This window comes from Pseudomonas sp. NY8896 (assembly GCF_039634505.1).
In genome coordinates this window covers 4,532,120-4,554,716 of sequence record NZ_CP132350.1, presented here as the reverse complement: position 1 = coordinate 4,554,716, position 22,597 = coordinate 4,532,120, and the positions used below count along the sequence as shown (strand labels likewise).

Annotated in this window: 19 protein-coding genes; 9 read left to right on the top strand and 10 right to left on the bottom strand. The window is 62.4% G+C overall.

The annotated features are described in order from the left end of the window. Positions 1 to 76: 76 nt before the first annotated feature. Complete coding sequence (locus Q9451_RS20395; protein ID WP_012271618.1) at positions 77 to 2,374, top strand: fimbria/pilus outer membrane usher protein; 2,298 nt, start codon at positions 77 to 79, stop codon at positions 2,372 to 2,374. Continuing rightward, a complete protein-coding gene (locus Q9451_RS20390) occupies positions 2,371 to 3,342 on the top strand; it encodes a spore coat U domain-containing protein (RefSeq protein WP_012271619.1) in 972 nt (323 codons plus the stop codon). The genes Q9451_RS20395 and Q9451_RS20390 overlap by 4 nt, the downstream gene beginning before the upstream one ends. Before the next feature lie 66 nt (positions 3,343 to 3,408). Here the strand turns inward: Q9451_RS20390 and Q9451_RS20385 are convergent, their stop codons facing one another. After that, the gene (locus tag Q9451_RS20385) at positions 3,409 to 4,557 is read right to left on the bottom strand and encodes a M14-type cytosolic carboxypeptidase (protein WP_012271620.1); all 1,149 of its coding nucleotides are present in this window, start codon (positions 4,555 to 4,557) and stop codon (positions 3,409 to 3,411) included. A gap of 271 nt (positions 4,558 to 4,828) precedes the next feature. On the opposite strand from Q9451_RS20385, the gene Q9451_RS20380 reads away from it, so the two are divergent. Beyond that, positions 4,829 to 5,791 carry an ABC transporter substrate-binding protein gene (locus Q9451_RS20380; protein ID WP_012271621.1) on the top strand — a complete coding sequence of 321 codons (963 nt, stop codon included), beginning with the start codon at positions 4,829 to 4,831 and terminating at the stop codon, positions 5,789 to 5,791. Between the two features lie 14 nt (positions 5,792 to 5,805). Next, positions 5,806 to 6,768, top strand: a complete 963-nt coding sequence (locus tag Q9451_RS20375) for an aliphatic sulfonate ABC transporter substrate-binding protein (protein WP_012271622.1) — start codon at positions 5,806 to 5,808, stop codon at positions 6,766 to 6,768. A 22-nt stretch (positions 6,769 to 6,790) separates the two neighbouring features. Here the strand turns inward: Q9451_RS20375 and Q9451_RS20370 are convergent, their stop codons facing one another. From Q9451_RS20370 to Q9451_RS20355, 4 genes are all read right to left on the bottom strand, one after another. After that, positions 6,791 to 7,564 carry a helix-turn-helix transcriptional regulator gene (locus Q9451_RS20370; protein ID WP_012271623.1) on the bottom strand — a complete coding sequence of 258 codons (774 nt, stop codon included), beginning with the start codon at positions 7,562 to 7,564 and terminating at the stop codon, positions 6,791 to 6,793. 36 nt (positions 7,565 to 7,600) lie between these two features. Then, positions 7,601 to 8,833, bottom strand: a complete 1,233-nt coding sequence (locus Q9451_RS20365; RefSeq protein ID WP_012271624.1) for an MFS transporter — start codon at positions 8,831 to 8,833, stop codon at positions 7,601 to 7,603. A 140-nt stretch (positions 8,834 to 8,973) separates the two neighbouring features. Continuing rightward, positions 8,974 to 9,204, bottom strand: a complete 231-nt coding sequence (locus tag Q9451_RS20360; RefSeq protein ID WP_012271625.1) for a hypothetical protein — start codon at positions 9,202 to 9,204, stop codon at positions 8,974 to 8,976. Beyond that, the gene (locus Q9451_RS20355) at positions 9,197 to 9,979 is read right to left on the bottom strand and encodes a VacJ family lipoprotein (protein ID WP_012271626.1); all 783 of its coding nucleotides are present in this window, start codon (positions 9,977 to 9,979) and stop codon (positions 9,197 to 9,199) included. The genes Q9451_RS20360 and Q9451_RS20355 overlap by 8 nt, the downstream gene beginning before the upstream one ends. Positions 9,980 to 10,146: 167 nt before the next feature. Here Q9451_RS20355 and Q9451_RS20350 point away from each other — a divergent pair, with 167 nt between their 5' ends. Together Q9451_RS20350 and Q9451_RS20345 are read left to right on the top strand one after the other, a co-directional pair. Further along, positions 10,147 to 10,854: a response regulator gene (locus tag Q9451_RS20350; protein ID WP_345960718.1), complete on the top strand. Its 708-nt coding sequence runs from the start codon at positions 10,147 to 10,149 to the stop codon at positions 10,852 to 10,854. Next, positions 10,851 to 12,206 carry an ATP-binding protein gene (locus Q9451_RS20345; protein ID WP_012271628.1) on the top strand — a complete coding sequence of 452 codons (1,356 nt, stop codon included), beginning with the start codon at positions 10,851 to 10,853 and terminating at the stop codon, positions 12,204 to 12,206. The genes Q9451_RS20350 and Q9451_RS20345 overlap by 4 nt, the downstream gene beginning before the upstream one ends. On the opposite strand, the gene Q9451_RS20340 is transcribed toward Q9451_RS20345, so the two are convergent. After that, positions 12,207 to 12,671 carry a nuclear transport factor 2 family protein gene (locus tag Q9451_RS20340; protein WP_012271629.1) on the bottom strand — a complete coding sequence of 155 codons (465 nt, stop codon included), beginning with the start codon at positions 12,669 to 12,671 and terminating at the stop codon, positions 12,207 to 12,209. It lies immediately after the preceding gene. A 200-nt stretch (positions 12,672 to 12,871) separates the two neighbouring features. On the opposite strand from Q9451_RS20340, the gene Q9451_RS20335 reads away from it, so the two are divergent. After that, positions 12,872 to 13,345: a hypothetical protein gene (locus Q9451_RS20335; protein WP_060514139.1), complete on the top strand. Its 474-nt coding sequence runs from the start codon at positions 12,872 to 12,874 to the stop codon at positions 13,343 to 13,345. An 80-nt stretch (positions 13,346 to 13,425) separates the two neighbouring features. On the opposite strand, the gene dkgB is transcribed toward Q9451_RS20335, so the two are convergent. Then, the gene (gene dkgB / locus Q9451_RS20330; RefSeq protein WP_012271631.1) at positions 13,426 to 14,229 is read right to left on the bottom strand and encodes a 2,5-didehydrogluconate reductase DkgB; all 804 of its coding nucleotides are present in this window, start codon (positions 14,227 to 14,229) and stop codon (positions 13,426 to 13,428) included. A 165-nt stretch (positions 14,230 to 14,394) separates the two neighbouring features. On the opposite strand from dkgB, the gene Q9451_RS20325 reads away from it, so the two are divergent. Next, positions 14,395 to 18,615: an NEL-type E3 ubiquitin ligase domain-containing protein gene (locus Q9451_RS20325; RefSeq protein ID WP_223296406.1), complete on the top strand. Its 4,221-nt coding sequence runs from the start codon at positions 14,395 to 14,397 to the stop codon at positions 18,613 to 18,615. Between the two features lie 46 nt (positions 18,616 to 18,661). Here the strand turns inward: Q9451_RS20325 and Q9451_RS20320 are convergent, their stop codons facing one another. Next, positions 18,662 to 19,156, bottom strand: coding sequence for a DUF934 domain-containing protein (locus Q9451_RS20320; protein WP_012271633.1), 495 nt, complete (start codon positions 19,154 to 19,156; stop codon positions 18,662 to 18,664). Continuing rightward, positions 19,140 to 20,792 carry a nitrite/sulfite reductase gene (locus tag Q9451_RS20315; RefSeq protein ID WP_012271634.1) on the bottom strand — a complete coding sequence of 551 codons (1,653 nt, stop codon included), beginning with the start codon at positions 20,790 to 20,792 and terminating at the stop codon, positions 19,140 to 19,142. Before Q9451_RS20315 ends, Q9451_RS20320 begins: the two co-directional genes overlap by 17 nt. Before the next feature lie 213 nt (positions 20,793 to 21,005). Here Q9451_RS20315 and Q9451_RS20310 point away from each other — a divergent pair, with 213 nt between their 5' ends. After that, positions 21,006 to 22,082, top strand: a complete 1,077-nt coding sequence (locus Q9451_RS20310; protein WP_012271635.1) for an ABC transporter substrate-binding protein — start codon at positions 21,006 to 21,008, stop codon at positions 22,080 to 22,082. Between the two features lie 268 nt (positions 22,083 to 22,350). On the opposite strand, the gene Q9451_RS20305 is transcribed toward Q9451_RS20310, so the two are convergent. Then, positions 22,351 to 22,569 carry a DUF2970 domain-containing protein gene (locus Q9451_RS20305; RefSeq protein WP_012271636.1) on the bottom strand — a complete coding sequence of 73 codons (219 nt, stop codon included), beginning with the start codon at positions 22,567 to 22,569 and terminating at the stop codon, positions 22,351 to 22,353. Positions 22,570 to 22,597: the final 28 nt, after the last annotated feature.

The following is a 22,597-nucleotide window of genomic DNA, read 5'->3' as shown; positions in this document are numbered from 1 at the left end:
AGTACCCGGCAATGGTCGGAAACCGTGTGTGAAAAAGCTTTCGGCGACGACTCGCCGTTGGTGCCTGGGGCTGGTCATGGTCAGCCCAGGGCTGGCGTTGGCCGACGACCTGCCCCCACCGCCCACGGAGATGTCCGCCATCGCCGAAGCCACCCTGTACCTCGACCTGGTAGTGAACCAGATGCCCAGGGCTGAACTGGTCCCGGTGCAGCAGCGGGCCGGGCAGCTGTACCTGGACAGCGACATCTTGCGGTCAGCCGGTATTTCGTTGCCTGGCAGCCCCCAGGGCGAGGTGGCCCTGGAAAGCATCGCGGGGTTGCATGCCGACTACGACAGCCAGAACCAGCGCCTGCTGCTGCAGGTGCCGCCGGCCTGGTTGCCAGACCAGCAAGTGGGTGACCGCAACCTGTACCCGGCCAGTGATGCGCGCAGCAGTTTCGGCGCTTTGTTCAACTACGACCTGTACCTCAATGACACCGATGAAGGCGGTACCTACCTGGCCGCCTGGAACGAGCTGCGCCTGTTTGACAGCTGGGGCACTTTCTCCAGTACCGGGCAGTGGCGCCAGTCATTCAACGGCGCACAGGCGGATGATACGCGCCAAGGCTTCATGCGTTATGACACTACTTGGCGCTTCACTGACGAGCAGCGTCTGCTGTCTTATGAAGCCGGTGACTTCGTGACTGGCGCTTTGCCCTGGAGCAGCTCGGTGCGGGTGGGCGGCGTGCAGCTGTCGCGTGACTTCGCTGCGCGCCCCGACCTGGTCACTTACCCGTTACCGGCGTTCGCAGGCGAAGCGGCGGTGCCGACGTCGCTCGACCTGTTCATAAACGGTTTCAAGTCCAGCACTACCGAGCTGCAGCCAGGCCCGTACACCCTGACCAACGTGCCGTTCATCAACGGCGCCGGGGAGGCGGTGGTGGTCACCACCGATGCGCTTGGCCGGCAGGTGTCGACGACCTTGCCGTTCTATGTCACCAGCAGCCTGCTGCAGAAGGGGCTGACGGACTACTCGGTGGCCGCCGGCAGCCTGCGCCGTGATTACGGCGTGCGCGATTTCAGCTATGGGCCGGGTGTGGCCTCGGGCAGCCTGCGCTATGGGCTCAGTGACTTCTTCACCCTCGAAACCCACGCCGAAACTGCCGAGTCGCTGATGCTGGGCGGGCTGGGTGGCAACATGCGGCTGGGCAACTTCGGCGTGCTCAATGCCGCCCTGGCGCAAAGCCAGTTCGATGGCGAGAAGGGCCACCAGGTCGCCCTTGGGTACCAGTACAACAGCCAGCGCATCGGCTTCAGTTACCAGCGCCTGCAACGCCATGGTGACTATGCCGACCTGACCCGGGTCGACCTTCCGGACATGCAGTTGAGCAAGCGCAGCGAACAGGTCACCCTCAGCCTGAACCTGAACGAGTACGGCAGCATTGGCGCCGGCTACTTCGATGTACGCGCCGGTGACGGCACGCGTACCCGGCTGATCAACCTGAGCTACAGCAAGCCGCTGTGGGGCAGCAGCAGCGTGTACTTGTCGGCCAACCGCGAAGTGGGTGACAGCCAGTGGGCGGTGCAGGCGCAGTTGGTGATTCCGTTCGACTTGCACGGCACCCTGGCGCTGGGCATGGAGCGAAGTAAAGAAGGCGAGACACTGCAGCGGGTCAACTACAGCCACGCGGTGCCAGCGGGTGTCGGCGTTGGTTACAACCTGGGCTATGCCGCAGGCAGCGACCGGGATGCCTATCGCCAGGCCGACGTCACTTGGCGCCTGCAATCGGTGCAGTTGCAGGCGGGTGTGTATGGCAGTAGCGGTGAAATGACCCGTTGGGCTGACGCCAGTGGTTCTCTGGTGTGGATGGATGCCGGGGTGTTCGCAGCCAACCGCATCGATGATGCCTTCGTAGTGGTCAGTACCGCGGGCTACGCCGATGTGCCGGTGCGCTACGAAAACCAGGACGTTGGCCGCACCGATGCCAAGGGGCACTTGCTGGTGCCGTACAGCAGCGGTTACTACCGTGGCAAGTACGAAATCGACCCCATGGACCTGCCGCCGGATGTGCTGGCGCCAGACGTGGAGCAGCGTGTGGCGGTAAGACGGGGCAGCGGTTACTTGCTGGAGTTCCCGCTCAAGCGGGTCATGGCGGCCAGCGTCGAGCTGGTGGATGGCGACCAGCAGGTGCTCAAATTGGGTAGCCGTGTGACCCACACAGAAAGTGGCGGCCAGGCGGTGGTGGGTTGGGACGGGTTGGTTTACCTGGAGAACTTGTCGCCGCATAACCGCTTGCAGGTGGAAATTGAAGGCGGCGGGCATTGCGAGGTGGCATTCGACCTGCCTGAGTCACAAGGCTCGGTGCCCTTGATTGGCCCGCTGGTGTGCCGATGAATGCCTGGGTGCGTGGTCTGTGGGCGAGCGTGCTGCTGTTGCCGACGGGTACGGCCTGGGCGGTTTGTTCGTCGGTAGCCACGTTGCCGGCGGCGTTTGGCAGCCTCAATTCAACGCAGGTTCGCACCACGGTACAGACGGCTTCCACCCTTAACTCCGGTTTGCAGTGCACCGGCTCGCTACTCACCTTGCTCAGCAGCAATGATCATTTCTACGCAACCATCACGCCCGCCTCGGGCGGGCTGGTCGGTCCGACAGGCGATGTCATCTCTTACACACTGTATGCCGACAACAGCACCAACTACCCGATCACCCGCGGTCTGGCCTACGACTTCGCTCGCAACGGTATCATCGACCTGCTAGGGCTGCTCGGCGGCACCACGCCCAAAGCGGTGCCTATCTACATGCGTACCCAGATTGGCAGCAATGTCGCGGCAGGGGTGTACCAAGAGAACCTGACCGTGGCCTGGAGCTGGAACTATTGTTCGGGGATTGGCGCGTTAGGGATATGCCTTGGGCGTGACATCGGTTCAGGTAGCCAGACCTTGAACGTGAGCCTGACGGTGACCAACGACTGCCAGATCACCACCCCCAACATCAGCTTCGCCAGTGCGCCGGTGGTGGCAGGGTTCGGCACCGTGAGCCAGGGTATAAACGTGTCGTGCACCAAGGGCAGCAGCTACACGGTGGGGCTGGATGACGGGCAGAACGTGTCCGCTGGGCGGCGGCGGATGAAGTCGGCGGCCAACAACTACCTGGCCTATGACATTTTCAAAAGTGCTGGGACGGTGCGCTGGGGCGCGACCGGGGCTGCCAGGCGCTCCAGCACCGATGCCGACGTCAACCCCGGTGTGGGGACTGGTACGGGTAGCCAGGTGTTCAACTACAACGCCAAGGTCTATACCGACCAGGCGACACCGCCTGCAGCGACCTATACCGACAGTGTGATACTGGATGTGCAGTTCTGATGCAGCTCTGACGGAGCCTGATGCCTGCCGCTGACACGGCCCCTGTAGGGCCGCGTCAGCCTTGGCTCAGCGCAAATCGCCCACCATTTTTGCCAGGGTCTCCAGCACCGCCCCGGCCAGGGCCTTCGAGCGTGCCCCCGACCAGCCGGTTACCGCATCGGGCGCGTCGTCATGGTCCTTGAATGGCATCTCCAGCGTTAGCGACAGGCAGTCATGTGCCATGCCCACGGCATTGCAGGCCAGCGTCGTATTCGCCTGGCCAGGCTCGTTGCGGGTATAGCCGTGCACGGTCTGAAAGTCGCGGGTCACGCTGCACAAGGTATTGCGAAACTGCGCTTCGAGTTTTTCCAGTCGCGGGGTGTAGCCTGGGTTGCCCTCGCACGCGGCGGTGAACACGTGCGGAATCTCTTCGTCACCATGCACGTCGATGAACGCGTCCACGCCGTACTGCTTCATCTGCGCCTGAGCAAAGAACACCTCTGGGCTCAGTTCGATGCTGGCGTCCTGCCAGGCGCGGTTGAGGTCCTTGCCCTTGAAGTTGGTACGCAGGTGGCCGAGGAAGGCGCCGTCGGGGTTCATGTTGGGGATCAGGTAAAGGTCAGCCTTGGCCAGCAATTGCTTAACCACTGCATCGTTGGCCTGCAGGCGGTCGATCACGCCTTCCATGAACCATTCGGCCATGTGCTCGCCTGGGTGTTGCTGGGCAATCAGCCACAGCTTGCGCTTGCCATCTGCACCGTCACCGGCACGCAGCAGCGGGATATCGCGGCCTTGGACACTGCGGCCGCTGGCCAGCAACTCGACCCCCGGCAGTTGCCGTGCACGTTCGATCAGCTGGTTGTGTCGGGCGCGAGAGAAGGGCTCGAAGTAGGCGAACCAGATATGTTCCTGTTCAGCCTTTACCTCGAACGACAGCGCCGTACCGTCGAACCGGCTGGGCACGCGGAACCAGCTCTGCTGGTCGTAGCTGGCCACCGCGTTGTAGCCGCTCCACGCGTTCTTGTACGAGGAGCCAGACGCGTTGTCGAGGCTGAAGCGATGCACCTGCCCCGGGGTGAGCCCGCTGACCTTGAAATGGAACCATTGGTAGTGGCCGCTGTGGGTGTCCGGGCGGATGGCCAGGTGTACCTGGGCCGGGTTGCTGGCATCCAGCACCTGGATGTTGCCGGAATCGAAGTCGCAGTCGATCTGCAGGGGGGACAGCGTCACGGTCATGTGCCGGGCTCCTTTGCGGGTATTGTTGTAAGGGTACTGTACACGGCTTGGCAGGGTTGTTGCGTCTGTTTGCATGACATGGCGGTATCGGAATGTGACGGGACAAGTTCGTGCGCGCTTTTGTCGGGCAGGCTGTGATCGAGCTGCCGCGGCCAGCGTTGGTCAGATAAGTATCTATATTTTTTGCATATTAGCTTAGCTCTAAAATCAATTTCATTTATCTGGTTTGGCCCGTTACATTCAGCGTTCTCTTACCTGCAAGGAACTGCGGATGTCCATTCGATCTCGCCTGCTGCTGTTCGCAGCCGCTACGCTGCTGACCACCCAGGCTTTCGCCAGCGAACGCCTGACCCTGCGCATCGGCGACCAGAAAGGAAACATGCGTGCCCAGCTGGAGGCGGCCGATGCCTTGCGCGACTTGCCTTACGATATCCGTTGGGCCGAATTCCCCGCAGCCGCCCCCCTGGCCGAGGCACTGAACGCCGGGGCGATCGATGCCGGCATCATCGGTGACGCACCATTGCTGTTCGTGCTGGCCTCCGGGGCGCCGGTCAAGGCCATTGCCGTGGACAAGTCCGACCCCTACGGCACAGCGCTGCTGGTGCGCCCCGATGCAGCCTTGCAAAGCGCCGCCGAGCTCAAGGGCAAGCGCATCGCCACCGGCCGCGGCTCTATTGGCCATCACCTGGCGCTGAAGGCACTGGATCAGGTCGGCCTTAGCGAAAAAGACGTGGAGTTCCGCTTTCTCGGCCCGGTCGACGCCAAGATCGCCCTGGCCAACGGCTCGGTGGATGCCTGGTCGACCTGGGAGCCTTACACCGCTCTGGCCGAGCTGAGCGGCCAGGGCAGGGTGCTGGTCAACGGCCGTGGGCTGTCCAGTGGCAACAGTTTCCTGGCCGCTACCGACAAGGCGCTGGACGACCCGGCTCGGCACGCTGCACTGCAGGACTACCTGGCCCGCCTGGCGGGTGCCCAGGTGTGGGCCTACCAACACCTGGACAGCTACTCGAAAACCCTGGCGGCGATCATTGGTTTCCCGGAGGGCGCCGCGCGGCTGCAGTTTGAACGCCGTCAGTTGCACTGGCAGGTCATCGACGCCAAGACCATCAGTGAACAACAGGAAACCGCCGACTTCTACCACGCCCACGGCCTTATGAATCAGCGCCTGGACGTTGGCCCGACCTTCGCCACTGGCTTTACCGTGCCCGCCACTGACTCACTGGCCCAACATTGACCTGGAGACACCCCATGCTGCACCGCAAACGCCTGCGCCACCTGGCCCTGGGCCTGCTGCTCGGTGGCCTGCTGCCGTCGCTTGCCAGCGCCGAGCAGACCCTGCGCATCGGTTACCAGAAATCCTCCACCCTGCTGACCTTGCTCAAGGCACGCGGCACGCTGGAGCAGCGCCTGCAAGCCGAAGGCATTCGCGTCAGCTGGCATGAGTTCCCCAGTGGTTTGCCGTTGCTGGAGGCACTGAACCTGGGCAATGTCGACCTGTCGGCGGACGTGGCCGATACAGTGCCGGTGTTCACCCAGGCAGCCGGCGCCAAGCTCACCTATTTTGCCCGTGAGGCACCGTCCCCTTCGGCCCAGGCCATCCTGGTTCCGGCCGACTCGCCGCTCAGGACACTGGCCGATCTCAAGGGCAAGCGCGTGGCGGTGACCAAGGCGGCGGGTAGCCACTACCTGTTGATCCAGGCCCTGGCCAAGGCCGGCTTGAGTTTCAAGGACATCACCCCGGCGTACCTGATCCCTGCCGATGGCCGCGCGGCCTTCGAGAATGGCAAGGTTGATGCCTGGGTCACCTGGGACCCTTACGTGGCCAGTGCCCAGCGTCAGCAGAATGCACGCATTCTGGCCGATGGCAGCGAGCTGGCGAGTTACCAGCGTTACTATCTGGCCGGCAGCGACTACGCCACGGCGCACCCTGAAGTGCTTCAGCAGGTGTATCAGGCGCTGCGCGAGATCGGTACCTGGACCAAGGCCAACCCTGCAGCGGCGGCCCGGGTGCTGGGACCGTTGTGGGGCAACCTGGACAGCGCCACGGTGCAGCAGGCCAATGGCCGGCGCAGCTATGACGTGCAGCCGGTGCAACTGGACAACCTGGGTGAGCAGCAGCGTATTGCCGATGCCTTCTACCGTGAAGGGCTGCTGCCCAAACCGGTGGATGCGCGGGCGGTGACTGTGTTCGAGCCCCAGGCTGTTGACTGAGGATGGCTTTATAGCCTGCAGGCTATTTGAAGAACTGGCTCGGCGTAGTGCCGAACTGGCGCTTGAACATGCTGGCGAAGGCACTGGGGCTGTCATACCCCAGTGCGCCCGCCACATCGATGATCCGCTCGCCCAGGGCAATCCGTTCCAGCGCCTGCATCAGTCGCGCCTGTTGGCGCCACTGGCCGAAGGTCATGCCGGTTTCCTTGCGGAATAACCGTTGGATGGTCTTTTCGTCCACCCCCAGATACAGGCCCCAGTCGGCTACGGTGGCATTATCGTCGGGCCGTTCATGCAACGCCGAGCAGATCACCCGCAAGCGTTTGTCGCTGGGCTGCGACAGCTTCAGCGGCAAGGTGGGCAGTACGCAGATTTCGTCGAGGATCAGGCGCATCACCCGGGCTTCGCGCGAGTCCTCGGCAAACGGCGCGGTAAAGCCCACCGAGGCCTTGATCAGCTCACTGAGCAGCGGCGAAATGCTGATGGCCTTGCTCTGCAGGGGCAGGCCCGCCGCCGCGTCGGTGCGCACGAACACGCTGCGCATTTTCACATCACCGACACAGCGGATGGCGTGCACCTGGCCGCAAGGCATCCATACACCGCGGCTGGGCGGCACAGTCCAGCATTCGTTGCCGGACTCGACGATCATCAGGCCTTTGATGGCATAGATCAGTTGATGCTTGGCATGGTGATGGGGCTCGATGAACCAGTCGCTCGGGTAGTCCGTCGCGCGGCTACCCACTTCCCAGGTCCACCCATCGACCTCCACCAGCAATTCACGCTGCGGCTTTACCATCGTGTCCTCGTCTAGATGCAGCCTGGCAGCGCCACTTTAGCAGCAACGGCTGGGCCGGGCTTGTGAGCGGGTAGCCGGCAGCAGTGCGGTGGCCAGCCCCAGCAGCGGCAGGAAGGCGATGGCCTGGTACACCCACTCGATGCCATACCGGTCGGCCAGCTCGCCGAGGCCGGCGGCACCGATACCGCTGATGCCGAACATCAGCCCGAACATCACTCCCGAGACCATGCCGACCCGGCCTGGCACTGCCTCCTGGGCATACACCACCAGCGCTGCGAAAGCCGAGGACATCACCAGGCCGATGGCCACTGCCAGTACCGCTGTCCAGGCCAGGTTGGCATGGGGCAGGGCGAGTGCGAAGGGCGCCACGCCGAGGAACGAGACCCAGATCACTGCCTTGCGCCCGATACGGTCACCCACCGGGCCGCCGGCAAAGGTGCCCAGCGCCACGGCTGCGAGGAACACGAACAGGTACAGTTGGCTGTGTTGCACGCTCAGGCCGAAATGCTCGATGAGGTAGAAGGTGAAGAAGTTGGTGAACGAAGCGATGTAGACGAACTTGGCGAACATCAGCACGGCGATTACCACCACCGCGCGCCACATGGCGTTGCGCGACAACCCGGGCGCCTGCTGGCTGGCGAAGGTCTTGAGCCGGGCCTGGCCGTGACGCACGCTCCAGCCGGTCACCCGCAGCAGCACCATTACCGCCAGCGCGGCTGCGAGCATGAACCAGGCAATGGCTGGCTGGCCGTGCGGAATGACGACGGCGGCGGTGAGCAGCGGGCCGAGGGCCGAGCCGGTATTGCCGCCGACCTGAAAGGCGGATTGCGCGGTGCCGAAGCGCCCGCCGGAGGCCATCCTGGCCACCCTCGAGGCTTCGGGGTGGAAGGTCGCCGAGCCCACGCCGACCACGGCGGCCGCCACCAGCAGCATTTCATAGCTGCCGGCAAAGGCGAGCAGGGCGATGCCCACCAGTGTCACCAACATGCCGGCCGGCAGCAGGTAGGGTTGTGGGTGCTTGTCGGTGAACATGCCGACCCAAGGTTGCAGCAGCGAGGCGGTCACCTGGTAGATCAAGGCGATCCAGCCGATCTGGGCGAAGCTCAGCGCGAAATCGCTTTTCAGCATCGGGTAGATCGACGGCAGTACGGCCTGGATCAAGTCGTTGAGCAAGTGGGCGAATGCGGCGGCACCGACGATACGGACCGCGAAGCCCTGAGGCTGGTCGGCAGGCGTGGCGGTGGCCATGGAGGCGGTAGAGGTTGTCATGGGCAAGGTTCTTCTGTGGCAAGGGAGCAAGGCATTGCCGCCGCAGGTTAGCCAGTGCCTGGGTTGCCTGTCTCACGCCGAACAGGCAGCCACTGCCGCGTTTCGGGCATCCGTGCGGCATCCGTGCCCGTAAGGCCTTTTTACCGTTCGTGCCTTGCCATCCAGCGCAGCAACGCAGCGATCGGTACGCTGCGGTGAGCCTCGTGCCGGTAGGGCTCACCCTCGGCGGTATAGCGTTCGCGATAGCGGCTGAGGACCAGATTGCGGCCATCGGCAGACACCCGGGCCTCCAGTTCGTGCAGCAACAGCGGTTGCCGGGCGGCACCCTCCAGGCGCCGGAACAGCAGCATGGCGGCGTGGGCATCATTCATGGCCGGGTACCTGCGGGCACTTGGCTTGCCACGTACCAGGTTCGCCTGCCTTGCCTTGCGCCACCAGGTTACTGCGCTGTTGCGCGGTGTAATCGCGCATTGCCAGGTAGTAATCGGGCCAGGTGTGCAGCAAGTCGGTCACCGGTAGCGCGGCAGCGCGGCCGTCCACGACGTGCCCGGCAGTGGCCACGGTAGTGAGTGTATCGACTGTATCGCTGTGATCGCCGAACGGGTCCACTGCCATGCTCAAGACCGTGCCGGTGGCGTCACGCAGATTGTGCGAGCCCAGCAGCGGCAGCTCGACGATGGGGCCATTGCCGATGCCCCAAACGCCGAAGGTTTGGCCGAAGTCCGAGCGGTGTTGGCTCAGCCCCATCTTGCCGGACACATCGACCAACCCCGCCACACCGAGCGTGGTGTTGAAGATGAAGCGGGTAAGGCTGGTCATTGCCCGTTCGCCATTGCCTTGCAGCAGGTCGTTGGCGAACACCTTGGGCTCCCCGAAGTTACTGGCGAAGTTGTGCACGCCCTGCTGGGCAAAATCTGGCAGCGCAGTGTAGCCCCGGGCGACAGGGGTCAGCAGGTAGTCATCGACCGTGCGATTGAAGGCAAACACCACGCGGTTTGCGGGCTCCGCCGGGTCACTGACCTGATAGGCAACAGGGCCGCAGGCCATGCTGGCCGGGGCGCGCTGGCTGCAGCCTGCGGCCATGAGCAGCGACAATGCCAGCGCGGCAGAGCGCGCGGAGCGGGAGGTGGAGGATGAACGGGACATAGGTGCATTCCTGGCAAGAACTGGCGGCGATGCTGCCCGGTTTTTCTTGCCTGGGAATGTCTGGATTGTCTCTGCTCGGACACATTGTTACAGGGTTGAAATATATGACGGCCGCGTGGCGATGGCCGTAAAGTACCGCTTGGTTACTTTGTTTGCGGTGCTTTTTTGTGAGCCATTTGCTGATAGTCGACGATGATGTCGAGGTGCTCGACCTGTTACAGAAGTTTCTTCGCCAGCATGGCTACGAGGTAGGTGTGGCCTGTGATGGCAATGCGCTCTGGCAGGCGCTTGAGCGGCGCGTGCCGGACCTGGTCATCCTCGATGTGATGTTGCCTGGTGACAGTGGCCTGGTGCTGTGCCAGCGGCTGCTGGCCGATTACAAGGTGGCGGTGATCATGCTGACCGCCATGGGTGAGCTGAGTGACCGGGTGGTGGGCCTGGAGCTGGGGGCGGACGACTACCTGACCAAACCGTTTGCCGCCCGTGAACTGCTGGCACGGGTGAGGGCAGTGCTGCGCAGGGCCGGCGAGGGGGCGGGAGGTGCAACCAGCCATGCCTCGGCCCTCGAATTTGCCGGCTGGCAACTGGATGTGGTGCGGCGCGAGCTGCGCTCGCCGGAAAACGTCATGATTCCCTTGTCCAACGGTGAATTCGAGCTGTTGCTGGTGTTTGCCGAACATCCGCGCCGGGTGCTCAGCCGCCAGCAGTTGCTGGACCTGGCCCGTGGCGAAGCCTACGACGCCTATGACCGCAGCGTTGACGTGCAAGTGAGCCGGTTGCGCCGCAAGCTTGAAACCGACAGCGGCAATGAGCCGTTGATCCGCACCCTGCGCAACGTCGGCTACCTGTTCACACCCGTGGTCGCCAGGCGATGAGCCTGTTCGCCCGGCTGCGCCAGGCTGTGCCGCAGCCAAGAATCACCATTGCCCGCTGGATTGCCCTGACCACCTTGACGGCGATGTTGTTCCTGCTGCTACTCAAGATGCTGTTCAGCCTGCTGCTGAGCGTGTGGGCGCAACCGCCACTGCTGGAGAGTGGCGTGATCGAGAAAGTAGCAGCGGTGACTCGCATCCTCGATGCCGCGCCCGCAGCGCAGCGCAGCAATATTGCCGGCGCGGCGGGCGACGGTTCTTACTCCGTGCGCTGGCTGCAACGCCATGACGAAGCGGGCGTCCCGGTGTTGGTCGATGCCGAGTTCCGCGAGGGCACGCCTATTCTGCGCGCCTTGCTCAAGCGGCCGGATGCCAGGGTTGAGGCATTCGAGCCTTCCGACATGCCGGAATACGCCCCTGAGCGTGGCTATGCCCTGATGGTCGAGTTGAGCGACAAGTCCTGGGTGCTGTTTCGCGCTACTAGCCGAAGTTGGGGCCTGGATGAACTGCCGCGCAACCTGATCATCCTCGGCTTGATGCTGGCGTCCAGTTTTGCCGTCGCGTTCTTGGCAACGCGCTTTCTGGCCAAACCCTTGGAGCGCTTTACCGAAGGGGCGCGCAGGTTTGGCAAGGACTTCAACGCCCCACCCATCCCGGTGGTCGGCCCGCACGACCTGCGCCAGGCCATTCTGGCGTTCAATGCCACCCAGGCGCAGCTCAGGCATTACCTCAACGACCGTACCCAGATGCTGGCGGCCATCTCTCACGACCTGCGTGCACCGCTGACGCGCATGCGTTTGCGTGCCGAGTTCATCGAGGATGCCCAACTGCAGGCCAAGTTGTTCAAGGACGTCGATGAAATGCAGGCAATGGTCGACGCCGCATTGGTGTTCTTCCGTGATGATGCTCGGCTGGAGCCCACCACGGCATTCGACCTAGGCGAACTGCTGTTGACCGTGGTGGATGATTTCAAGGATGCGGGCGTAGAAGTTGGCCTCAGCGGGCCACGCCGCTGCGTGTACACCGGCAGGCCGGTGGGTATCAAACGGGTGCTGGTCAACCTGATCGACAATGCCGCGAAGTACGGGTGCGAGCCAACGGTGATGTTGATGGTAACCGCCAGGCAGATAGAAATAACCGTGCAGGATCGCGGACCGGGCATCGCGCCTGAACTGCATGAGCAGGTATTCGCGCCGTTTTACCGGATCGAAGGCTCACGCAACCGCGACACTGGCGGTGTGGGGCTGGGCCTGCCCGCCGCACGGGCCATCGTGCTGGAGCAAGGCGGCAGCCTGACATTGAGCAACCGCCCCGATGGCGGTCTGCAAGCCAAGGTCACACTGCCGCTGGGGTGATCAGAGGCCCAGTTCGCTCAGCCCGGGGTGGTCATCCGGGCGCCGCCCCAAAGGCCAGTGGAACTTGCGCTCGGCTTCGCTGATGGGGTGCTCGTTGATGCTCGAATGGCGGTTGCACATCAGGCCGTCGTCGGCAAACTCCCAGTTTTCGTTGCCATACGCGCGGAACCACTGGCCGCTATCGTCGTGGTACTCGTAGGCATAGCGCACGGCAATGCGGTTGCCGGTGAATGCCCACAGTTCCTTGATCAGGCGGTATTCCAGTTCATGGTTCCACTTGCGGGTCAGAAACGCCTGGACCTCGGCACGGCCACGGGGGAACTCGACGCGATTACGCCAGACCGTGTCGGGGGTGTAGGCGAGCGCGACCTTGGCTGGGTCGCGGCCATTCCAGCCATCTTCGGCAAGGCGAACCTTTTCGATGGCACTTTCCTGGGTGAAGGGGGGAACGGGGGGGCGGGGCATCAGGGTAACTCCCAAGGGTTGAAGGGGCACGTAGGAGCGTAGTGGTTCAACGCCGTGGCGAGAATGCCTGGGTTGGGGACTTCATAATTTCGCCAGGTGCAACGGTGATTTAGGTGCACAGTTCTTTCCCGAAGCCATTGCATTGGCGTGATGGTTTGGGCTTGGCTAGGGTCTTTGGATTGACCCATGAGGCGTTGAACATGAACAGGACGTCATTTGCAGCGGTAGGGCTGCTGATCATGAGTCTGGCTGCAAACGCCGAGGATGGCGAGCGTGAAGGAGATTACTGGTACGTGCAGACCAGCGCCTACACCAAGCACTGGAGCCATGACCCGGATCACAACAACCACCAGGAGCTGGTCGGCATCGAACGAGTCTATACGGATGGTTTGCTGTGGGGCGCGGCAACGTTCAAGAACTCGTTCTACCAGCGTTCGTACTATGCCTACCTGGGCAAAGTCTGGGAAAACGACCGTTATCCCGTGTACGTGAAGTTGAGCGGGGGGCTGATAGAAGGCTACAAGGGTGAGTACGACGACAAGATCCCGTTGAACCATTTTGGTATTGCGCCGGTGATCATTCCGTCGTTTGGCGTGCACTGGGGGCCGCTGGGGGCGGAATTCGTGGTGCTGGGGGCAGCGGCGGGGATGGTCAATGTGGGGGTGCGCTTTTGACTGGCCAGCCACTGCCAGCAACTGGTCAGCGCAAAACCCACAGGGCGAGCACCCGCGTGGTGCTCCCCCCCGTGCTGTCGTCAGTCCCAGATAGGCGCCAGTCCGTCAGGGCTGACTTCGCGTCCATTACGCTCGAGGGTGGCGATTCGTGCCATGTCGTCGGCGTCCAGCTTCAGGTCGCGGGCTAGCAGGTTGCTGGCCAGGTTCTCACGCTTGGTCGACGATGGGATCACGGCGTAGCCCAGTTGCAGTGCCCAGGCGAGGGCTACTTGGGCGACGGTGGCTTTGTGCTTGGCGGCGATCTCGGCCAGGGCCGGGTCTTTCAGCACTTTGCCGTAGGCCAGGGTCATGTAAGAGGTCACGGTGATGCCCTGTTCCTTCAGGAACGCGGTCAGCTTGCTGTTCTGCAGGTATGGGCTGAGTTCGATCTGGTTGGTGGCGATTTCGCCTTTGCCGACTACTTCAATCGCCTGGCGGGTGAGTTCGATGTTGAAGTTGGAGACACCGATCTGGCGGGTCAGGCCTAGTTTCTTGGCGTCGGCCAAGGCCGTCATGTATTCGGTAAGTTCAACGCCGTTGCCCGGCGCTGGCCAGTGGATCAGCAGCAGGTCGACGTAGTCGGTGCGCAGTTTTTCCAGGCTTTCGCGCAGGCTGGGTATCAGCTTGTCGGCGGCATAGTTGTCGACCCAGATCTTGGTGGTGATGAACAGCTCGCTGCGCGGTACACCGCTTTCGGCGATAGCCTGGCCAACATCGGCTTCGTTCTTGTAGATCTGTGCGGTGTCGATGACGCGGTAGCCCAGCGCCAGTGCCGATTTGACCGAATCGATGACGGCTTGGCCGGTCAGGCGGAAGGTACCGAGGCCGAATGAAGGAACGCTCATGGGGTTACTCCTGGAAAGTTGGGGAAGTTCGTGTGATGGCCAGTGTGCAGGTTTGGCAGGCAGTGAATAAGCGGCCGCTGCGTCAAAGTCATTTGATCGGGAGGCACGAATCGCCCGTCAAGCTGTGTCTCCATTACATAAGTATGGCCTGAACAGGTCGATAACTTGGTCAGCTACCGCTTTTATCAAGCGGACACACTGCCGATGGCTACTTCTGTAATACCTGCTGACTCCATCGATGCGCTGATTGCCAGCCGACTGCCAGGTTGGCTCAAAGGTGCTTCAGCCGAACACCTGGCTTTATTGCGTGTGGCGTTGCTGCGTCAACAAAAAGCCCAGGACGCCCTCAACGCCCGGCTGCAAGCCATCAGCCCCCTGGAAACCTTTGCCGAGTCGTTGCTTGCAAGCGCGCTCGCGGAGCACTCGATCACGCAGCTAGACCTGCACTTGGCCCAGGTCACCCTGGTGACCCGGCGACTGAACCCGCCGATAGCGCCCTCCTTGCCACTGTATTGGTCGCAAATTGTCAGCACCCAGGTGCTTCTTTCAGCGGCGCTGCATAACTTTCACGAAAATGAAACGCTGCCTGGCTGGTTCGCTACAGGGTCACAGTTGGTCGATGCGAGTGGGCAGGTGCTACCGCTGAGCGTGAAGGCATTCGTCGAGCTCTGCCGACGGCTCGATATCGGGCGGCAGTATCAAAACCACTTGAAATTGCACCTTGAAGGCGAGGTGATCACCGAAGTCATGGAGGAGGCGTCAAGCGCCAACCTGGACGCTGCGGCCATCCTCGCCAGGACCAAGGGTGAGATCGACGAGCAGACGTATCAACGTATTGCTCGCATTGTGAACGCAGCACCTTTGTCGCCCGCCGACAATACTGTGTTGAAGTGCCATACCTTGAGGCTGCTGGGCAAGCAGGTCGTTGGTGCACTTGTGATCGAAGTGCGTCAGCACGCTGAACTACTAGGAGTTATCGCGTGGTTTCCCGAGGACCCCTATGCCCCGGTGAGCGGGTATGCAACCTGGGAGCTGCTGTACACGGCGCTTGGCGTACGTTTGCGCAGCGAAGCGTATCGCAAGTACTTCCAGCGTTTTATCGCAGAGCGTGATCGGGTCGCCTTCCATACGGCCCTGAACTTGCAGCTCACGCAAGACGATACAGGTTCACCGCTTGAGCTGGATGGCCGCTGCTTTGTGGTCGAGGGGGGCGTGTTCGTCGCACTGCGCAAAGCCCGTCTCCACAAAATACTGGATGACGCTCGGGTTTTGGCGGTGTCGACAGAGGATGAGGATATCGCCGACCGCCACGCACGCTTACAAGGTTATCTGAACTTGGGGCTTAGCATTGCAGGCCTGGCCGCGCTGTTCGTGCCGGTGTTGGGTCAGGCCTTGCTTGGGCTGACGGCAGTGCAATTGGCGGACGAGGTGTACGAAGGCTACCAGGATTGGCAACTGGGCGACCGCAACGCCGCATTGGGGCACCTGTTCAACGTGGCCGAGACGGTGGCGCTGGGGGCGGTGACGGCCGCCGGCACGGCGGCACTCGGCAAGCTGGCCCAGCGAGTGGCACGCGTAGATGCCATGGTGCCGGTGAGTTTGGAGGATGGCCAGTTACGCTTGTGCGATCCAGCGCTGTCGGCGTATCAGCATGATGGCGTCAATTTGATCGTTGGGCAGGCGGCCACTGAAAATGGCCGAACGCTGAGGCGCCTGCACGATGCTACCTATGAGGTAAGCGAACACAGCGATGGCACATTGCGTATTCATCACCCCACGCGGCCGGGGGCCTATGTACCAGCTCTTGAACACAATGGTGCCGGAGGATGGGTGCATGAGTTTGAGCAGCCGCAGTGCTGGCAGGACGCCGCTTACATGGTGCGCCGCCTTGCCAGCCGCACGGCCCAAGTGTCCGACGAGGCGGCGTCTGTTGCGCTACAGGTCACCGGTTTCGATGCAGATTGCCTGCGCCGTTTGTTACTGGAAAATGCGCCACCCCCGGCACGCTTGCTCGACGCCCTTGAACGTCAGCAATTGCACCATGATTACCCGGCATTACGGGGCGGTGCTTTCGAGGAATTGTTCAATGAGCGGCAGGTCAATCCGCAGGCAGCGGACCACCTATTGATGCGGAACTTCCCAAGCCTTTCCCACCGCTGCGCATGGGAAATCGTTGAAGGGGCAAATAGCGACGAACTGGAAAGCCTGACCAGCGCAGGGCGGGTACCGTTGGCTTTGGCGGAGCGGGCGCGCTGGGCGGTGCGCGACAGCCGGATAGACCGTGCCTGCGCAGGTTTGCGCCAGGCCTCTGCCGCAAATGACGACAGCGCAAGGCTCGCGCGGGGGCTGATCGATGCCATCGCACCCTGGCCGGCTGGGGTCGAGGTTGAACTGCCTACCGCTGACCAGGGTGGGTTATTGCAAGCGTTAATGCGGCAGCTGGACAGCCGCCAGCTACAACTGCTCGGCGGTAGCCAAATGACGGAAAGCGCGCTGGGCGAGCGGCTTGGGCGTGAAGCGCTTGCTGACCGTGAAGCGGCGGCCCGTTTGATTGGGCTGGCCCGGGTGGGGCAGGGTATACGCCCTCCTGTGCGTTTATACGATGGGCGTTTGGGCTATCCGCTCAGCGGCCACCTGTCGGGGACGCGCCAGGCACTAAAGCGCACGTTGAATCACGTGTACCCGCTGATGAGCAACGAACAATTGGAGGCGTATCTGCAAGACCTGGCTCAACGGGGGATTGACCCGTGGAACCATGTCAGCCAGCTGTTACGGGCCAAGTTTAGTCTCAAGCAGGCATTGCAAAGCTGGCGGAATGAAACGGGGCTGAACATTATTCGCCGGTTGCGTCGCATCAAGGTTGCCAGGCGCATTATGGCGAGTTGGCAGCGCATGAACCCTGGGGAGTTGACGGGTGATTATCACCTGACGATCGCGGGTGACAGAGTGGGTGACTTGCCGTCCTTGCCCGAGAACGTGGCTTTTGACCATATCACGCACCTGACCCTACGTGATATGCGGATGGCGGCCCTTGACGCGGGTTTCCTTGCTCGCTTTAGCAAGGTGCGTAACCTGGATTTGCGTGGCAACCAGCTTACACGCCTTCCTGCAGGTATCGAGCAACTGGCCGAATTGAGGAACCTACGCCTTGGTGGCAATCGGATCGTTCTTTCCAGCGACGATAATCTTCGCTTGAGCCAGCTTGTGGGGCTGCGCCGTCTGGAGCTCAACGGCAACCCTGTGGGCCTGCTGCCACCCTTGACATCATTCCCCTTGCTGCGCCGTTTGTCCTTGCGCAACACAGGGCTGGGCAACTTGCCAGCTGAATTGGCCAGGCACGGAAATCTGGAGTTGCTGGACATGCGTGGCAACCAGATCCAGACGTTGCCTGAAGCGCTGTCCATGTTGCCGCTACGTTTGCTAGGGGGGCTGGAGCTGCACGACAATCCACTCTCGGATGAAACCCTCCAACGCTTGCAATTGGCCAGGGCCGCAGCGGGGGCATCTGAGCGTACGCAAGCGACTCACCTATCGATTGACGCCAGCGACGCAACCCCATGGTTGTCAGGGTTTACTGCGGCACAACGCGAAGTTCGATTGGCGCGTTGGAACCTGTTGCGCCAAGAGGACGGGGCGAGTGATCTGTTCCAATTTATCGCTGATTTGCAGGATTTGCGTGAATACCACGCACGCCCCCGTGACCTTCAAGCGCGCGTGTGGCATATCCTCGAAGCGTGCGAGCAGCACGCCGAAGTGCGTGCCAGCCTTTTCGAGCAAGCTAGCCGGCCGCGCAGCTGCAGTGACGAGTTGCTGCTGACGCTGAGCGAGCTGGAGGTTGGCGCGATGGCCTCCAGGGCTGCATCGGCCAGTAGTGGTTTGCAAAGGGAGCGGGCGCTGGTGATGCTGGGGCGTTCGTTGTCTCGTCTGGACAAGGTAAACGCGATAGCGGCACGGCATATCGCCCACTATTACTCGGACGATCCCGTCGAAGTTTACCTGGCCTATCGTGTCAAACTGGCTGAAAGCCTCGACCTCCCGGCGCAGCCTGAACATATGGCGTACGAGAGTGTAAGCGGGGTTAGCCATAAAGACCTGGAGTCGGCCCGCAGCGAGGTACTGCGGGAGGAGACGCCACAATCCTTGGCTCAAGCGCTTGCCGATCGATCCTTTTGGCAAGATTACTTAAGCAGTCACCAATCGGCGCGTTTCAGCCGCATGAACGAGCCGTTCCAGCAGCGCCTGGATACATTGCTCGAGCAATCGGAAGCGCTAAGCGATCATGACTACCTCATGCAAACCGAGCAGATCAGTGCAGAGCGTGAGGCAGCGCAACGCCAGCTTTTTCTTGAGTTGAGCCGCGAGGCCATTGAGCGCCAGGGCCTATGAACGAAACAGCCCGCCGAAAGGCGGGCTGTTCGCTGGGGCTGGACGATCAGCGGCGGCGGAACAGCGGCAGCGGCTCGTCAGTGGCGGCCTGGTAGGTCACCGAGAAGTCTTTCAGGCTTTGCAGCGCGTCTTCCGGGTCCTTGTCGGCACGGATGGCGAACGCATCGAAGCCGCAACGGGCCATGAAGAACAGCTGGTCACGCAGCACATCGCCGATGGCGCGCAGCTCGCCCTTGAACTTGTAGCGGTCGCGCAGCAGGCGCGCATTGGAGTAGCTGCGCCCGTCGGTGAATGCCGGGAAGTTCAGGGCGATGACCTGGAAGTGCTGCACGTCTTCGCCGATCTCTTCCGCTTCCTGGTCGCTGTCCAGCCACACACCCAGCCCGCCATCGCGGGCCTTGAGCACGTGGGCATGGTCGCGCCACATCTGCAGCGGGACGATGTAGTCGTCGCAGTTGGTCAGCTCGTCAAAGGACGTTTCCTTGGGCAGCAGGTGCCAGGTTTCGTCGACGATCTGGTTGTTCTTAATGATTCGCTGCATAGACGCGTTCCTTGAAGGGGTCGATGCCAATACGCTGGTAGGTGTCGATGAAACGCTCTTCCTCGGTACGTTGTTCGACGTACACGGCGATCAGCTTCTCGATCACATCGGCCATGGCATCCTGGGCGAAGGACGGGCCGAGGATCTTGCCCAGGCTCGCGCCACGCGCGGCATTGCCGCCCAGCGACACCTGGTAGAACTCCTCACCCTTCTTGTCCACACCGAGGATGCCGATGTGGCCCACGTGGTGGTGGCCGCAGGCGTTCATGCAGCCGGAGATGTTCAGGTCGATTTCGCCGATGTCGAACAAGTAGTCCAGGTCGTCGAAGCGGCGCTGGATGGATTCGGCGATCGGGATCGACTTGGCGTTGGCCAGCGAGCAGTAGTCACCGCCTGGGCAGCAGATGATGTCGGTCAGCAGGCCGATGTTCGGGGTAGCGAAGCCGCCCTCGCGCAGCTCCAGCCACAGCGCGTGCAACTGGCGCTGCTCGACGTCGGCGAGGATGATGTTCTGCTCGTGCGAGGTACGCAGGAAGCCGAAGCTGTAGCGCTCGGCCAGGTCGGCCACGGCGTCCAGCTGCTTGTCGGTCAGGTCGCCAGGGGCAACGCCGGTGGGCTTGAGCGACAGGGTCACGGCCACATAGCCAGGGCGCTTGTGGGCGCGGGTGTTGCGCGAGCGCCAGCGGGCGAAACCTGGGTATTCGGCGTCCTGGGCGGCGTAGTCGACATTGTCGAGGGCCAGGTACTGCGGGTCGACGAAATGGCGCGACACACGCTGCACTTCATCTTCGGTCAAGGTGGTGCTGCCGCCACGCAGGTGGACCATTTCGGCCTCGACCTTTTCGGCGAACACTTCCGGCGTAAGGGCCTTGACCAGGATCTTGATCCGCGCCTTGTACTTGTTGTCACGGCGCCCGTAACGGTTGTACACGCGCAGGATGGCGTCCAGGTAGCTGATCAGGTCCTGCCACGGCAGGAACTCGTTGATGAACGAGCCCACCACTGGGGTACGGCCCAGGCCACCGCCGACCAGCACACGGAAGCCCAGCTCGCCGGCAGCGTTGCGCACAGGCTCCAGGCCGATGTCGTGCACTTCGATGGCGGCGCGGTCTTCCTGCGAGCCGTTGATGGCGATCTTGAACTTGCGCGGCAGGTAGGCGAATTCCGGGTGGAAGGTGGTCCACTGGCGGACGATTTCGCACCATGGGCGCGGGTCGATGATTTCGTCTGCGGCCACACCGGCGAACTGGTCGGTGGTGGTGTTACGCAGGCAGTTGCCGCTGGTCTGGATCGCGTGCATCTGCACGGTGGCCAGCTCGGCGAGGATGTCCGGGATGTCTTCCAGCGCCGGCCAGTTGTACTGCACGTTCTGGCGGGTGGAAATGTGGGCATAGCCCTTGTCGTAGTCGCGAGCGATCTTGGCCAGGGTGCGGACCTGGGTGGCGTTCAGCTGGCCGTACGGCACGGCGACACGCAGCATCGGCGCGAAACGTTGGATATAAAGGCCGTTCTGCAGGCGCAGAGGGCGGAATTCTTCTTCGCTCAGCTCACCGGCCAGGTAGCGGCGGGTCTGATCACGGAACTGCTTGACGCGGTCCTCGATGATCCGCTGATCGTACTCGTCGTATACGTACATAAAAGTCCTGTCTCAGGCATGCAGCTATTCGCGCGCACGGCCGCGCACTCCGGTACGGAGCCGGGGAACGATATCAGGTTGCAGTTATGCGCTAAAGTGATGTTTTTGCATATGAAAAGAACCAAATGGACTATGTGAGACTGACTGCCATTTGTGCGCTGAGCGTAGCCAGGCGTTTATAATCCGGCGTTTGCTTCGCAGAGATGTGACCCCATGCTCAAGGCCCTGTGCCAAAGCTTGTGTCTTGCCCTGCCACTGACGGCAAGTGCGCAGCCGGCTTCGGTGGTGTTCCTCAACCCTGGGCTGTCCACCGAGACGTTCTGGACCAGCTATACCCGCTTCATGCAGGCCGCCGCGGATGAGCTGGGCATGACCCTGCGGGTGGAGTACAGCGAGCGCCGCGCCGACCTGGCGCTGAGCCAGGCCCGGGCGATTCTGGGTGGGTCGCAGCGGCCGGACTACCTGGTGCTGGTCAACGAGCAGTACGTGGCACCGGAAATCCTGCGCCTGTCACGTGGCACGGGTGTGAAGCTGCTGCTGGTCAACAATGGCCTGACCGCCAGCCAGGTCCGCAGCATCGAGGCCCAGCCCGACAAGTACGCCGAGCCACTGGGGACCTTGATGAGTAACGACGAGCAGGCGGGCTTCCAAATGCTGCACCAGATGGTCGCACAGTTGCCTCGCGACAGCTTTCCGGTGGACCTGGTGGCCTTTGCCGGGGTCAAGACCACCCCCGCCTCGCAGTTGCGTGAGGAGGGCATGCGCCGTGCGCTGGCCGACTTCCCCCAGGTGCGCCTGCGTCAGGTGGTGTACGGCGGTTGGAACCGCCAGCGCGCCTATGAACAGGCCCAGCAGTTGCTGGAGCGCTACCCGGCCACCCGGCTGGTGTGGTCGGCCAATGACGAGATGGCCTTTGGTGCCATGCAGGCGTTCGAGGAAGCTGGGCACACACCGGGGCGCGACGTGCTGTTCGGCGCCGTCAACAGTTCGCCCGAGGCCTTGCGGGCGCGTATCGATGGGCGCCTGAGCGTGCTGATGGGTGGGCATTTCACCCTGGGCGGTTGGGCGATGGTTATGCTGCACGATGACGCTCAAGGGCTGGCGTTGAACCGCGACGGGCTGCGCGAGCACAGTGCCCCGGTATTGCAGGCGATCGATCAGGCCAAAGCCAAGCGCTGGCTGAAACTGCTGGAACGGGACGATTACGGCGTCGATTTCCAGCGGTACAGCGCTGAAGGGCGGCCGCCGGGCTACCGCTACCCATTTCTTACGTCACCGGTCGAATATTGAAAGACCCTGCTTGAGTGAAGGGCATTGCTCGTCTTAACTGCTGGTGGTGAAGTGCATTCCCATAACCACTACAAGAGGCAATGCAATGGGAAACTCAACCAAGGTCCGCAAAGCTGACAGCAGCGTCGATGCCTGGGCGATCCTCTGCCTGATCGTTTTGGTGGTGGTCACTGCCGTGTATTGGGTCAGCCACCAGTAGACTTGTCTTCTAGACCGTGATGCAGCAAGCGCGCCTGCGGGGACGGAATCCCCGCAGGCGTTTTCACTTCTAACGGGCGGTAAGGTGCAGGGCCAGTTGCACCAGGCCGATCAATACCGCGATGAACACCAGGGTGAACAACGTCCCCAGCGCAATGAAATGGCTGGCCTTGCCGTGGGTGAAGTCGCGGGCGCGGTTCTTGCCGCTTTGCACGCCAAAGGCAGCGGCGAGGATGCTGTGCAGCATCTGCCAGAAGGTCGGGGGTTTGCCCTGGCTGGAATCGTCCATGTTGGCTCCTGGGAAATCAGAGGCAATC

Excerpts from the sequence above, each read along its gene's own strand:
- Q9451_RS20395 (WP_012271618.1), top strand. The coding sequence starts at position 77 with ATGGTCAGCCCAGGGCTGGCGTTGGCCGACGACCTGCCCCCACCGCCC.
- Q9451_RS20390 (WP_012271619.1), top strand. The coding sequence starts at position 2,371 with ATGAATGCCTGGGTGCGTGGTCTGTGGGCGAGCGTGCTGCTGTTGCCG.
- Q9451_RS20385 (WP_012271620.1), bottom strand. The coding sequence starts at position 4,557 with ATGACCGTGACGCTGTCCCCCCTGCAGATCGACTGCGACTTCGATTCC.
- Q9451_RS20380 (WP_012271621.1), top strand. The coding sequence starts at position 4,829 with ATGTCCATTCGATCTCGCCTGCTGCTGTTCGCAGCCGCTACGCTGCTG.
- Q9451_RS20375 (WP_012271622.1), top strand. The coding sequence starts at position 5,806 with ATGCTGCACCGCAAACGCCTGCGCCACCTGGCCCTGGGCCTGCTGCTC.
- Q9451_RS20370 (WP_012271623.1), bottom strand. The coding sequence starts at position 7,564 with ATGGTAAAGCCGCAGCGTGAATTGCTGGTGGAGGTCGATGGGTGGACC.
- Q9451_RS20365 (WP_012271624.1), bottom strand. The coding sequence starts at position 8,833 with ATGACAACCTCTACCGCCTCCATGGCCACCGCCACGCCTGCCGACCAG.
- Q9451_RS20360 (WP_012271625.1), bottom strand. The coding sequence starts at position 9,204 with ATGAATGATGCCCACGCCGCCATGCTGCTGTTCCGGCGCCTGGAGGGT.
- Q9451_RS20355 (WP_012271626.1), bottom strand. The coding sequence starts at position 9,979 with ATGTCCCGTTCATCCTCCACCTCCCGCTCCGCGCGCTCTGCCGCGCTG.
- Q9451_RS20345 (WP_012271628.1), top strand. The coding sequence starts at position 10,851 with ATGAGCCTGTTCGCCCGGCTGCGCCAGGCTGTGCCGCAGCCAAGAATC.
- Q9451_RS20340 (WP_012271629.1), bottom strand. The coding sequence starts at position 12,671 with ATGCCCCGCCCCCCCGTTCCCCCCTTCACCCAGGAAAGTGCCATCGAA.
- Q9451_RS20335 (WP_060514139.1), top strand. The coding sequence starts at position 12,872 with ATGAACAGGACGTCATTTGCAGCGGTAGGGCTGCTGATCATGAGTCTG.
- dkgB (WP_012271631.1), bottom strand. The coding sequence starts at position 14,229 with ATGAGCGTTCCTTCATTCGGCCTCGGTACCTTCCGCCTGACCGGCCAA.
- Q9451_RS20320 (WP_012271633.1), bottom strand. The coding sequence starts at position 19,156 with ATGCAGCGAATCATTAAGAACAACCAGATCGTCGACGAAACCTGGCAC.
- Q9451_RS20315 (WP_012271634.1), bottom strand. The coding sequence starts at position 20,792 with ATGTACGTATACGACGAGTACGATCAGCGGATCATCGAGGACCGCGTC.
- Q9451_RS20310 (WP_012271635.1), top strand. The coding sequence starts at position 21,006 with ATGCTCAAGGCCCTGTGCCAAAGCTTGTGTCTTGCCCTGCCACTGACG.
- Q9451_RS20305 (WP_012271636.1), bottom strand. The coding sequence starts at position 22,569 with ATGGACGATTCCAGCCAGGGCAAACCCCCGACCTTCTGGCAGATGCTG.